The organism is Vibrio sp. CCUG 15886 (assembly GCF_028570825.1).
Classification (GTDB): domain Bacteria; phylum Pseudomonadota; class Gammaproteobacteria; order Enterobacterales; family Vibrionaceae; genus Vibrio; species Vibrio vulnificus_B.
Map to the genome: position 1 here is coordinate 76,484 of NZ_JAQQBT010000005.1, position 14,408 is coordinate 90,891.

The window sequence follows — 14,408 nt, forward strand, 5'->3', positions numbered from 1 at the left end:
TTTAATGCCGTGCAAACATCGAACAGACCATGTAATGAAAATGGCGATCGCGGCACGTTTCAACATCAAACTCACGCACTTAGTTTAGCTTGTTTACCCTTGAGGGTTAAGCTATTGAAATCACAACAAGCGCAATCAATAGAAAATCAGTTGGCGTGAGGGGAATTACCCTTTGCCAAAGTAGACGGCGATTCGCCAGAAGAGAGAGAAATAGGATGAACACAAGTGCGATTCCGGCCATCAGATTTGGCTTGATAAAGCGCGCTATCAGCAAGCGCCACTCCCATATCAGGGACATCTTCGGGGGAGGGAATGTAAGAAACCAAACCAATACTGATGGTCACTCGCCCTGCAATCTTGGAACCTTGATGGGCTATGTTGCTTTCGGCGATGTAAGCGTGGATCTTCTCCGCCACTTTCAAAGCCCCTTCTGCCGTAGTGTTGGGCAGCAATAGAGCAAATTCCTCGCCACCATAGCGCGCAACACAGTCAGACGAGCGGCTGACAACTTGACTAAAAACGGTCGCAACTTGGATCAGCGCCTCATCTCCTGCTTGATGGCCATAGCGGTCATTGAACTCTTTGAAGAAATCAATATCGCAGAGCATGATGGTCAGCGGCAATTTTTCTCGGGCATGGTGGAACCACAGAGTATTCAGTTGCTCATCAAAACGGCGACGGTTGGACACTTGAGTTAAGCTGTCCATAAAGCTCAATTTTTCTAGCTCTAGGTTTGCGGCTTCCAATTTCTGCTCGGCGAGATAACGCTCAGAGATATCGCGTGCCATGATCAAGACACCGTTGGTCCCCGAAGCGGGATCGCGAAACGGTGACTTCACCACGTCATACCAAGCGTATTCTCCATTACTGTCGAGCACTTTATCGATATAACGCAGCGACTTACCTTCGTGCAACACCTGGCTGTCCGTCACAGAGAGGCGTTGGTACATCTCGCCGGGAACCACATCTTGCAAACGCTTACCGATGAGATCATTCACGTCCGCGATGCCCAGCGCTCGCACGAATGGCTCGTTACACGCTTGATACACCAAATTCTCATTGAAGATGCCGATCGAATCAGGGCTGGCTTCCAAAATGTTTTGTAAGATGGTATCTCGCTGTGCCAACGCCACCTCGGTATCTTTGCGGCGCTCCATCTCATCTCGTAGATTTTGCTGCATGGCATGCCACTCTGTTACATCGTGGCTGATGCTAAGAGTACCAATCGGCTCACCCGCTTTGGTCATCAATAAACTTTGATTAACTTCCAACAAACAACTGCGCCCTTGCGGATCGGTCGTCCAGCGGCGTTCACTTTGACGGCCTTTCATCAGGCGACTTTCCGGCATAATCGCTTCATCTCTCCGCCCTTCCCAGAACAGTTCAAAAGCGCGGTTGGTGGCCAGAATTTTGCCGTCATTGTCTTTCAGGCAGATCAGTTCGCTTAGCGAATCTAACGCTGATTGCGCCACTAAGAAGGCATCGAGATCGTCCATATGACGAGAGCGATTCGAAGGATTTAATTGGATATTCAGTAGCCAGCAGTGCTGACCACGGTAGTAAACTTTGCGGCCACTTAACGCCACGTCAAGATGCTCGTGTTCCGATGCTTGCCAGGCAAACGCAAGCTGACTGAACTGACGCCCAGAGAGTGAGGTTAACGAGTTGGACAACTGTTCAATGGCGAACGTCGCCGGAAAAAGATACGTTCGATTAAGCTGACGAACCCCAAGCTGCTGCATTGCCACACTGTTTGCCAATAGAACATGCTGCCCAGTGAGATCGACTAATAAGACTGGGGACATCAAATCGAGAATCAGCGTATCAAGCTCTCGTTGATAGCGAAGATGCAGTAGCCGAGCCACAACATAGCCGAACACCGCCATTAAAATAATCGCGCCGTAATGCTCTGCGAGGTGTGCTATCCATGCAAACTGCTTGTCCATTCTCACTCTTAGATGAATTGTGTGTGCGGCGACTATACCAACTATTGAGGGTGAATTCCGCTTTTTAATTGCGGTTTAGTATAGACAAAAGAATGGCCAAGCGCACTGCCCTGTCCGCCATGCTGAGCAAGGTATTGACCGATTTCAGTCATGGCTAACCAGCGATTTTCACACCATAAAGGTGATAGCAATGTCGGACGACGAGCGGCTGAAGAGACTCGGTGGAAAATCACCTCTGGCGGTGTTCGGCGAATCATTTCGCAGGCAATCTCGACATATTGCTCCAATTCTGGTGCATCCAACTTACCCGCACGCCAAGCTTTGGCCATGGTACTGCCTTCAACAATATGCAAACCATGTAACTTGATGCCATCCGTACCGACCTCAATCACTTTTTCCAAGGTGGTAAAGTTATCGTCTCGAGACTCTTTTGGTAACCCAACGATCAAATGCGTACATACTTTGATGCCCAACGCACGGGCTCGCTGGGTGATCTCTGCATAGCATTCAAAATCGTGTCCACGATTGATCCGCTTTAAGGTGTCATTGCTGGCCGTTTGCAGCCCCAACTCCAGCCAAATTTCATACCCTTGCTGCACGTAATCCGAGAGCAGGTCTAACACCGCATCTGGCACACAATCTGGGCGAGTCCCGACACAAAGACCGACAATGTCCGCGGCTTTCAACGCCTCTTCATACATGTTTTTCAGCACCTGCACTTCCGCATAGGTGCTGGTGTAAGCTTGAAAATAGGCTAAGTACTTCTTCGCGCGATGCACTTCTCCCGCTCGTTCGGTCAATTGCTCTCGAATACTTTTGACTTGAGCTTGCTCATCAGCGAACGACGCCACATTGCAGAAAGTACAACCACCACGGCCGATCGTGCCATCACGATTTGGACAGCTAAACCCTCCATGAAGCGTCAATTTATGCACTTTTTCTCCATATCGGCGCTGAAGATCCTGACCAATCGTATTCACTAGCTCATGTAATTGCATTGAAAACCACCAATTGTAAACCGCAATCAATCTCACTACGGTTTATGTAAATTAATTACACACCTGCAAGAAAAAACACAAAATTTTATTGAATTCAAACGAAGCTTTTCATGGCAAAAATCAATAAACATGCATAAATAAAAGCAAAACAAGCCAGTGTTGCATATTTGTTAAACAAAAAGTGCATTTTTAAACAAGAATTTTGCCTAACTCTGGTTACTTTTCGTTGCATTCCTTAGTCACTAAATTGTAGGATACTTACACATAACCGTCATTTTTGTGAGCTTTATTACAAAATCAAATGCGGAATATGTCTGCGATAAGCCACTCCAACCTATATAAATCACTAAAAAGTGACCAATAAAACAGGCTTATCACCAAGGATTGTTTTTCCCACAAAATTTTTCCTGTGGGATACGGAAAGGACTCAAAATCAACCCCCTCTGGTTGATTGCGATTCAAAACTATAAAGGACAAGGTGCTCAACCCGAGAATGCGATCTCATCGTATTGGTGTTGCTGCGCCTTCTAGAACTGGAAGGAAGTATCTATGGTAGATAGAGAGCAAAGTTCGCAAGGGCTTTATACTCCCGAGCTAGAGCATGATGCCTGTGGTATCGGTTTTGTCGCTCATCTCAAAAACCGCAAATCCCATCAGGTTGTGACTCAAGCTCTAGATATGCTAGCTCGCATGGAACACCGTGGTGGTCAAGGCTGCGATCCATGCAGTGGCGACGGTGCGGGTATTTTGCTGCAAAAGCCTCACGAATTTTTGTTAGAAGAAGCGGTCAAGCTTGGTATCAAGCTACCTTCTTTTGAGAAATACGGTGTCGGTGTCGTTTTGTTCCCGAAAGATGAATACAAACGCGAACAATGCCGTGACATCCTAGAACGCAATGCGAAACGCCTTGATTTGGATATCATTGGCTATCGTGTTCTGCCAACCGACAATTCGATGATTGGCGCCGATCCGCTAAGCACAGAGCCTCAATTTGAGCATGTGTTTATTTCTGGCGGCCCAGGTACCTCACCAGAAGAACTTGAGCGCAAGCTGTATGTGCTGCGTAACTACACCGTACGCGTTTGCCTTGAGAGCGTTTCGAATATCGGGGATGACTTCTACATCAACTCGATGTCTTACAAAACCTTGGTCTATAAAGGTCAGCTAACCACTGAGCAAGTGCCTCAGTATTTCCAAGACCTACAAAACCCGACCATGGTCACCGCACTGGCTCTTGTGCACTCTCGTTTCTCTACCAATACTTTCCCGAAATGGCGCTTGGCTCAACCTTTCCGTTACATTGCGCACAACGGTGAAATCAACACGGTTCGCGGCAACCTTAACTGGATGAAAGCACGCGAAGCGATCTTAGAATCTAAGCTCTTCACGCAAGCAGAGATCGACATGCTATTGCCGATCTGTCAGGAAGGTGCTTCTGACTCTGCCAACTTTGACATGGTGTTGGAACTGCTGGTGCTTTCAGGCCGCAGTCTGCCGCACGCGCTGATGATGATGATTCCTGAAGCGTGGCAAGAAAACAAAGCCATGGATCCAAAATGCCGTGCCTTCTATCAATACCATGCCAACATCATGGAACCGTGGGATGGCCCTGCGTCTGTCTGCTTTACCGATGGTGTACAAGTCGGTGCAACACTAGACCGTAACGGTCTGCGCCCGTCACGCTATACCGTGACAAAAGACAACATGCTGATCATGGCATCCGAATCTGGCGTCGTGGAAATCCCACCAGAAAACGTTGAATACCGTGGCCGTTTGCAGCCAGGACGCATCTTCGTCGCCGATCTCGAACAAGGCCGCATCATTTCCGATGAAGAAGTGAAAGATTCGATTGCCAACGCTCAGCCGTATGAGCAGTGGGTAACAGACAATCTGCTCAGCCTAAAATCGCTGCCAGATGCTGATAACGTACACAGCCAACCTTCTCCAGAGCGTCTACTGCATCGCCAGCAAGCGTTTGGCATCAGCGCAGAAGAAGTGAATGAGATCATTCTACCGTTGGCACAAACTGGCTATGAACCACTTGGTTCGATGGGTGCGGACTGGCCAGTTGCGATTTTGTCACACCAATCGCAACATCTTTCAAACTACTTTAAGCAGCTGTTTGCTCAGGTGACTAACCCGCCGATCGACCCGATCCGTGAACGTATGGTGATGTCACTCAATACCTACATCGGTAAAGATCAGAACCTGCTGGCAGAATCGCCGGTTCATTGCCGCAAAGTAGAACTTGAATCTCCAGTGATCTCAAACGCTGAGCTCGAAAAACTGCGTGCTATCGACAACGAACACTTGCAAGCAAAAACGTTAGATATCGTATTCCAAGCCAACGAAGACGCTGGCAAACTGGAACGCGCACTCAAACGTATTTGTCAGTACGCGGAAGATGCCGTGATCGACGGTTACTCCATCATTCTATTGACTGACCGTGCTGTAAACTCTAACCACGCAGCGATTCCAGCGATGTTAGCCGTGGGTGCGGTTCACCATCACCTGATTCGTAAAGGGCTACGCGCCAAATGTGGCATCGTAGTGGAAACGGGTGATGCGCGTGAAACACACCATTTCGCCACGCTCGTAGGCTATGGCGCCAATGCGGTGAACCCTTATCTGGTCACTGAAACGATCGTTGATCTACAACGTCGTAAAAAGCTGGATGCCAACGTGTCGGTTGAAGAGTACTTCAACAACTACCGTAAAGGGGTCAACGGCGGCCTATTAAAGATCTTCTCGAAAATGGGTATTTCGACGCTGCAGTCCTACCACGGTGCGCAAATTTTTGAAGCCCTTGGTATCAGCAAAGCGGTGGTCGACAAATACTTCACCGGTACCGTTACACGTATTCAAGGTTTGACCTTAGATGACATCGCTAAAGAAGTCTTAGTGCGCCATCGCGTGGGCTACCCAACTCGTGAAATCCCAATTCAAATGCTCGATGTGGGCGGCGTTTATCAGTGGAAACAACGTGGTGAAAAACACCTGTTTAACCCTGAAACCATTCACCTGCTGCAACACTCTACTCGTAACAAAGACTACGCAGAGTTCAAAAAATACGCAGCAGAAGTGGATCGCCAAGGTGACAACGCCGTTACCCTACGTAGCCAACTTGATTTCGTGAAAAATCCAGCGGGTTCAATCCCAATCGATGAAGTGGAACCCGTAGAGAGCATCGTCAAACGTTTCGCCACTGGCGCAATGTCATTTGGCTCTATCTCTTACGAGGCACACTCGACTCTAGCAGTCGCGATGAACCGTCTCGGTGCGAAATCGAACTCCGGTGAAGGTGGTGAAGATCCAATTCGCTTCTCACCGAATGAGAATGGCGACTCAGAGCGCTCTGCGATCAAACAGGTTGCTTCAGGCCGTTTTGGTGTGACCTCTTACTACCTCACTAACTCTGACGAAATTCAGATCAAGATGGCACAAGGGGCAAAACCGGGCGAAGGTGGTCAGCTACCGGGCGACAAAGTCGACGATTGGATTGGTGCAACACGTCACTCCACTCCTGGGGTTGGTTTGATTTCGCCACCGCCACACCATGACATCTACTCGATCGAAGATTTGGCTCAGCTGATCTACGACTTGAAAAACGCCAACCGTAAAGGCCGTGTCAACGTTAAGCTGGTTTCCGAAGCTGGCGTAGGGACGATTGCCTCTGGCGTGGCAAAAGCAAAAGCAGACGTGGTTCTGATTGCCGGTCACGATGGTGGTACCGGTGCTTCACCAATTTCGTCGATTCGTCACACAGGTCTACCTTGGGAACTTGGTCTTGCAGAAACACACCAAACGCTGCTGAAGAACGGTTTACGCAACCGTATCGTAGTTCAAGCCGATGGCCAGATGAAAACCCCTCGTGACATCGCAATCGCAACGCTATTAGGTGCTGAGGAATGGGGTGTCGCGACTGCTGCCCTCGTGGTTGAAGGCTGTATCATGATGCGTAAGTGTCATAAAAACACTTGCCCTGTTGGTATTGCAACTCAGAACAAAACGCTACGTGAGCGCTTTGATGGCCGCGTAGAAGACGTGGTGACCTTCTTCCTCTACATGGCACAAGGCGTGCGTGAAATCATGGCGGAACTTGGCTTCCGTACTGTGGATGAGATGGTGGGTCAGGCGCAAAAACTCAAAGTACGCGACAACGTTTCTCATTGGAAATACAAGAATTTGGATCTTTCTCCAGTTCTCTTCCTAGAGCAGCCTCGCGAGCAAGATGGCATTTACTGTCAAACCAAACAAAACCACCAGCTAGAAGCGGTACTTGATCGTCAATTAATTCAAGTGGCGACACCAGCACTGGAAGAAGGTTTGGCGGTAACCGCGGAATTCCCAATCATCAACACCGATCGCTCTGTGGGTACCATGCTGTCGAACGAAATTTCGAAAGTGTACAAAGACCAAGGTTTACCACAACCAATGAACGTCAAGTTCAAAGGTTCTGCTGGCCAATCCTTTGGTGCTTTCCTCGCGAAAGGCGTGAAGTTTGAAGTGGAAGGCGATGCGAACGACTACTGGGGCAAAGGTCTCTCTGGCGGTACGCTGGTGCTCTACCCAGACAGCAACTCAACACTGGTGCCAGAAGACAACATCGTCGTGGGTAACGTTTGTTTCTACGGTGCAACATCCGGTGAATCTTACATTCGTGGCCTAGCGGGCGAGCGCTTCTGTGTTCGTAACTCCGGTGCCAAAGTGGTCGTTGAAGGCGTGGGTGACCACGGTTGTGAATACATGACCGGTGGTGTCGCAATTATCCTCGGTTCAACAGGTCGCAACTTTGCCGCCGGTATGAGTGGCGGCGTGGCCTACGTTTGGGACAAATCAGGTGACTTCCAGTCGAAACTGAACCCTGAACTGGTTGACCTCGATCCAATCGAACAAGAAGACAAAGATCTACTGCTGGATATGTTGAACAAACATGTTCAGTTCACAGGAAGTGAAGTGGCTCAAGCTTTCCTTGCTAATTTTGAAACCAGCTTGAAATCCTTGGTAAAAGTCATGCCACGTGATTACAAAGCGGTACTACAAAAACGCAAGGCAGAAGCAGAGCAACGTGAAGCGGAGGCAGTGTAATGGGTAAGCCGACTGGATTTTTAGAGTTTGGACGCGAGCTTCCAAAGAAGCTTGCACCAGCAGAGCGAATCAAAAACAATAAAGAGTTCGTACTCAACGCGGAATTTGGTAAGAAAATCAATACTCAAGCGTCTCGTTGTATGGACTGTGGTGTGCCGTTTTGTCACAACGGCTGCCCAATTGGTAACATCATTCCGGAATTTAACGATGCGGTTTATCGCGACAGTTGGGAAGAAGCGTGGAACATTCTAAGTTCCACCAACAACTTCCCAGAGTTCACCGGACGAGTTTGCCCTGCGCCATGTGAAAGTGCTTGTGTCTTGGGCATCAACCAAGACCCAATCACCATCTGTAACATTGAGAAAACCATTGTGGAGACGGCGTATCGTGAAGGGTACGCCAAACCCAAAACTCCACGTTCGCGCACAGGTAAGAAAGTGGCGATCATCGGTTCCGGTCCGGCAGGATTAGCGGCAGCTGAGCAGCTCAATAGTGCAGGCCACACCGTCACTGTTTTTGAGCGTGACGAAAAAGTCGGTGGTCTACTGCGTTTCGGTATCCCGGATTTCAAACTGGGCATGGACATCATTGACCGCAAGATCAATCTCATGGCAGAAGCAGGGGTTGAGTTTAAGGTGAATCAACATGTTGGTGTGGATGTGAACGCACAGCAAATTCGCCAAGAATACGATGTTGTTCTGCTTACTGGCGGCTCGACCGTACCACGCGATCTTCCTGTCCCTGGCCGCGAGCTGAAAGGCGTTTACTTTGCGATGCAGTTCCTCGCACAAAACAACCGCCGAGCAAATGAAATGGACCTTAAAGGTGAAGAAATTCACGCAGCAGGAAAACATGTTGTCGTGATCGGTGGTGGTGATACTGGTTCAGACTGTGTGGGTACTTCTAACCGTCATGGTGCTGCAAGTGTAACTCAAGTAGAAATTATGCCTGTGCCACCAGAAAAGCGCCCTGCTAATATGCCTTGGCCACAATACCCAATGATTCTTCGCACCTCAACTTCGCATGAAGAAGGAGTTGATCGCCATTGGAATATTCTGACCAAAGAGTTCATCGGCAACGACAAAGGTGAAGTCACAGGTCTACGTCTTGCAGACATTGTTTGGCAAGATGCACAACCAGGCGAACGCCCAAGCTTCAAAGAAGTCGAAGGTAGCGAGCGCGTGATTCCATGTGATATGGCTTTCTTGGCGATGGGTTTCCTTCACCCAGAACCGCATGGTGTACTTGCGCAGTTGAATGTCGCGCTGGATGAACGCGGTAACGTGGCAACTCAAGATTTCCAGACCAATCAACAAGGCGTATTTGCCGCAGGTGATATGCGTACTGGTCAATCTTTGGTGGTGCGCTGTATCAACGAAGGTCGTGAATGTGCACGTGCTATCGACCAATACCTAATGGGCAATACCAATCTGGAAGCAAAAGCCGATTCACTCATGCTTTCTGCTTAATTGCCTACTCTTTACTCGGAGCGGTCAAGAAACCTATCCGAGTAAAGAAAGATAATCCAATCCTTCCAAACTTTTTCTTTTGACCAGCATTTTATGCTGGTCTTTTTTCTTCTCCAGACTTTATTTATGTTGCAAAACTGTAACAATAAAAAATCTATCTTTTTGAATTTAAACACCTTATTTAGACCATTACGTGGTAAATCGCATATTGACGTGATTATTCACTAACAACTTGACCTTTTTCACAATAACCTATACGTTGTGAATTCAGTGCAACATAAAGCCTAATTTATTGTTAAGAATTTAGAACGTTTTTATTGCATAAACATACAAATACGAATAATTAGAACGCATAGTTAGTCATACATACCAACATAAACTGTGTTGGTATTTCTGTCTGGAAGACAGAGAAGCAAAGGGAGAATTGCAATGGCTCTTTATGATCCAAGTTTAGAGAAGGACAACTGTGGTTTTGGTCTTATCGCACACATGGAAGGTGAGCCTAGCCATAAGCTGGTCCGTACCGCGATTTCAGCACTTGATCGCATGACACACCGCGGCGGTATCGCTGCCGATGGAAAAACCGGTGACGGTTGTGGACTATTACTTCAGAAACCCGACTCTTATTTACGTCTTATCGCCAAAGAAAATGGCTTCAATTTAGCGAAGCAGTATGCGATTGGTATGATCTTCTTCAGTCAAGATCCCGTTAAGGCACAAACCGCTCGCGATATCATCAACAAAGAACTCGCCAAAGAGACACTCACGGTCGCAGGTTGGCGCAAAGTGCCAACCAATCCAGCGGTACTTGGTCCCATTGCCGCGGATTCTTTACCCGATATTCAACAAGTGTTCATTTCTGCTCCCGCTGGCTGGCGTGAGCGAGATATCGAGCGACGCTTGTATATTGCTCGCCGCCGTATTGAAAAACAGATCATTGACGATAGAGATTTCTACGTTTGTAGCTTATCAACACAAGTGATTGTCTATAAAGGCTTGTGTATGCCAGCGGATCTGCCGCGTTTCTATTTGGATCTCGCGGATCTGCGGATGGAATCGGCTATCTGTTTGTTCCATCAACGTTTCTCAACCAACACTCAACCACGTTGGCCGCTCGCTCAACCGTTCCGCTACTTAGCACACAACGGTGAGATCAATACCATCGAAGGCAACCGCCAATGGGCTCGTGCTCGTGGCTATAAATTTGCGTCGCCACTTCTGCCTGATCTGCAAAGCGCTGCGCCGTTTGTTAACGAAACGGGCTCGGACTCCTCCAGCTTAGACAATATGCTGGATCTCTTCCTTGCTGGCGGTATGGATATCTTCCGTGCCATGCGCATGTTGGTGCCGCCTGCGTGGCAAAACCACCCAGATATGGATCCCGACCTACGTGCCTTCTACGATTTCAACTCCAAACACATGGAGCCTTGGGATGGTCCTGCTGGTATCGTACTTTCTGATGGACGCTACGCCGCCTGTAACCTCGACCGCAACGGCCTACGCCCAGCTCGCTATGTGATCACCAAAGACAAGTTGATCACCCTAGCCTCAGAAGTGGGCATTTGGGATTACGCACCGGATGAAGTGGCGGAGAAAGGTCGCGTTGGTCCCGGCGAGCTATTGGTGATTGATACCCGTAAAGGCAAGTTATGGCAATCGAGCGAGATCGATAACGATCTCAAGAGCCGCCATCCTTACCGCGAATGGATGGACAACAACGTTCGCCGCCTTACACCATTTTCTGAACTACCTGAAGATCAAGTGGGTGAACGCAGCTTTGATAGTGACACACTAAAAACCTATCAAAAGCAATTTGCGATGAGCAATGAAGAAGTCGATCAAGTACTGCGCGTGTTGGGTGATATGGCACAAGAAGCCGTTGGCTCTATGGGTGATGACACACCGATGGCCGTCTTGTCTTCAAAAGAGCGACTCGTAACGGATTACTTCCGTCAGAAATTTGCTCAGGTCACCAACCCACCGATTGATCCATTGCGCGAACAGCACGTCATGTCATTGGCCACCAGCATCGGCCAAGAGATGAACGTCTTTTGCGAAACAGACGGTCACGCTCACCGCGTGACATTCGGTTCTCCGGTGCTGCTCTATTCCGATATGCAGCAACTACTTGAGCTGAGCGATGACCACTATCGCAACACCATTTTGGACATCAACTACGACCCAAGTGAAAAAGATCTCAAGCAAGCGATATTAGATCTCTGCGATCAAGCAGAGCAAGTTGTCCGTGATGGCACGGTTTTGATTGTGCTTTCTGACCGCCCTTTAGTGGCAGGTAAACTGCCAATTCCAGCAGCCATGGCGGTGGGTGCGGTACAAACTCGCCTCGTTAACGCCAACTTGCGTTGCGATGCCAACATAGTGGTGGAAACGGCGACCGCGCGTGATCCTCATCAATTTGCCGTCTTACTTGGCTTTGGTGCAACCGCCGTCTACCCCTACCTTGCCTATGAAGTGCTAGGGAAATTGATCGACGATGGCGCACTCGAAAAAAGCTATCGCGAGGTGATGCAAAACTATCAATACGGCATCAATAAAGGTCTGTATAAGATCATGTCGAAGATGGGCATCTCCACCGTTGCATCCTACCGCTGTTCTCAACTTTTTGAAGCGGTTGGTTTGAGCCGTGATGTGGTGGAGTTGTGCTTTAAAGGCGTAACCGCCCGCATTGAAGGCGCTGGGTTTACGGACTTCCAACAAGATCTCTTTAACCTCTCTCGCAAGGCATGGGCAAAACGTAAATCGATCGAACATGGCGGCTTACTCAAATACGTACACGGTGGTGAGTACCACGCCTACAACCCTGATGTTGTTGGTACGTTGCAAAAAGCGGTGAAATCGGGAGAAAGCGGTGATTATCAGCAGTTCGCTCAACAAGTGAATCAGCGCCCTGTCGCCATGCTGCGCGATTTAATGCAACTGAAAAAAGCGGACCAACCACTTGCGTTAGAAAACATTGAACCCAGTACCGAACTGTTTAAGCGCTTTGATTCTGCGGCGATGTCGATTGGTGCATTAAGCCCAGAAGCACATGAAGCGTTGGCAACCGCCATGAACCGTTTGGGCGGTTACTCCAACTCAGGCGAAGGGGGCGAGGATCCACGTCGCTTTGGCACCGAGCGTAACTCGCGCATTAAGCAAGTTGCCTCTGGCCGTTTTGGCGTCACGCCACACTACCTCACCAACGCTGATGTACTGCAAATCAAAGTCGCTCAAGGCGCTAAGCCAGGTGAAGGCGGTCAGTTACCTGGCCACAAAGTCACTGCCGAGATTGCTAAGCTGCGTTATTCCGTGCAAGGCGTGACACTTATCTCGCCACCACCGCATCACGACATCTATTCGATTGAAGACTTAGCGCAATTGATTTTTGACTTGAAACAGGTCAACCCGAAAGCGTTGGTTTCCGTCAAACTGGTCTCTGAGCCCGGCGTCGGCACCATCGCCACCGGCGTTGCCAAAGCCTATGCCGATCTCATCACCATCTCTGGCTATGATGGCGGTACTGCTGCCAGCCCGCTGACATCAGTAAAATACGCCGGCAGTCCATGGGAACTGGGCCTAGCAGAAACGCAACAAGCCTTAGTAGCCAATGGCCTACGTCATAAAATTCGTCTTCAAGTGGATGGTGGTTTGAAAACGGGCTTGGATGTGGTGAAAGGGGCGATTCTAGGTGCCGAGAGCTTTGGTTTCGGTACGGCGCCAATGGTGGCAATGGGTTGTAAGTTCCTGCGTATCTGTCACCTCAACAACTGCGCGACCGGAGTAGCAACGCAAGACGAAACTCTGCGTAAAGAGTACTTCAAAGGCTTGCCAGAAATGGTGATGAACTACTTTATCGGCTTGGCTGATGAAGTACGAGGCTTGCTCGCTGAACTGGGCGTTGAAAAACTCACCGACTTGATTGGCCGTACCGATCTGCTCGAAGTGGTGCAAGGCATGACCGCTAAGCAGTCCAAGCTTGATCTGTCAGGCATTCTTGAAGCACCTGTATCACCGCAGAATCTACCTCTGTTCTGGACAGAGCCAAATGCACCATTTGATAAAGCAGTGCTAAACCAAAAGATCATTGAAGATGCGCTTGATGCGGTTGAAAACCGTCAATCTGCCAGCTTCTTCTACAACGTGATCAATACCGATCGTTCGATTGGCGCACGCCTTTCCGGTGAAATCGCCAAGCGTTATGGCAACCAAGGAATGGCAGCATCGCCCATTAAACTCTATCTCGATGGTACTGCTGGCCAATCTTTTGGCGTGTGGAACGCGGGTGGCGTTGAGCTTTATCTCACTGGTGATGCCAATGACTACGTCGGCAAAGGCATGGCGGGCGGTAAGATTGTCATCAAACCGCACTTAGGCACTGCCTTCCGTTGTAACGATGCGACCATTATCGGCAACACCTGTCTCTATGGCGCAACAGGCGGCAAACTGTTCGCTGCTGGTAAGGCGGGTGAACGCTTTGGTGTACGTAACTCCGGCACCATCACCGTAATTGAAGGCGCGGGCGACAACGCTTGTGAATATATGACCGGCGGCATCGTGGCCATTCTTGGCGCGACTGGGGTTAACTTCGGCGCGGGGATGACAGGTGGCTTTGCTTACGTTCTGGATGAGAATGAAGATTTCCAAGGCCGTGTTAACAGTGAATCGGTTGAAGCAATTTCGCTTTCTGATCTTTATATCCACCAAGAACATCTACGCGGTTTGATCGCCGAGCATCTGGAAGAGACCGGCTCCGTTCACGCCGAAGATATTCTGGCCAACTTTGACGCATGGATACCGAAGTTCTACTTGGTGAAACCGAAAGCAGCGGATCTTAACACCCTGCTTGGCCACCAAAGCCGCAGTGCGGCAGAACTTCGCGTGCAGGCCCAGTAATTCAAGGAGGATAT

The 14,408-nt window shown here is 49.1% G+C and carries 5 protein-coding genes; 3 read left to right on the plus strand and 2 right to left on the minus strand.

All coding sequences use genetic code 11. The annotated features are described in order from the left end of the window. Window positions 1-146: 146 nt before the first annotated feature. Both PQQ36_RS11905 and PQQ36_RS11910 read right to left on the minus strand, forming a co-directional pair. Entirely contained in the window at window positions 147-1,946 is a 1,800-nt protein-coding gene (locus PQQ36_RS11905) for a sensor domain-containing diguanylate cyclase (protein ID WP_273661280.1), read from the minus strand. Between the two features lie 41 nt (window positions 1,947-1,987). Beyond that, window positions 1,988-2,944: a TIGR01212 family radical SAM protein gene (locus PQQ36_RS11910; RefSeq protein ID WP_039546002.1), complete on the minus strand. Its 957-nt coding sequence runs from the start codon at window positions 2,942-2,944 to the stop codon at window positions 1,988-1,990. 549 nt (window positions 2,945-3,493) lie between these two features. Between PQQ36_RS11910 and gltB (PQQ36_RS11915) the strand changes: the two genes are divergently transcribed. From gltB (PQQ36_RS11915) to gltB (PQQ36_RS11925), 3 genes are all read left to right on the plus strand, one after another. Further along, window positions 3,494-8,032 (plus strand): glutamate synthase large subunit, encoded by a 4,539-nt coding sequence (gltB, locus tag PQQ36_RS11915; protein WP_273661285.1) that lies wholly within the window; start codon window positions 3,494-3,496, stop codon window positions 8,030-8,032. Then, the gene (locus PQQ36_RS11920; protein WP_047109922.1) at window positions 8,032-9,501 is read left to right on the plus strand and encodes a glutamate synthase subunit beta; all 1,470 of its coding nucleotides are present in this window, start codon (window positions 8,032-8,034) and stop codon (window positions 9,499-9,501) included. The genes gltB (PQQ36_RS11915) and PQQ36_RS11920 overlap by 1 nt, the downstream gene beginning before the upstream one ends. A gap of 429 nt (window positions 9,502-9,930) precedes the next feature. Continuing rightward, window positions 9,931-14,394, plus strand: a complete 4,464-nt coding sequence (gene gltB / locus PQQ36_RS11925; RefSeq protein WP_111437309.1) for a glutamate synthase large subunit — start codon at window positions 9,931-9,933, stop codon at window positions 14,392-14,394. Window positions 14,395-14,408 lie beyond the last annotated feature (14 nt).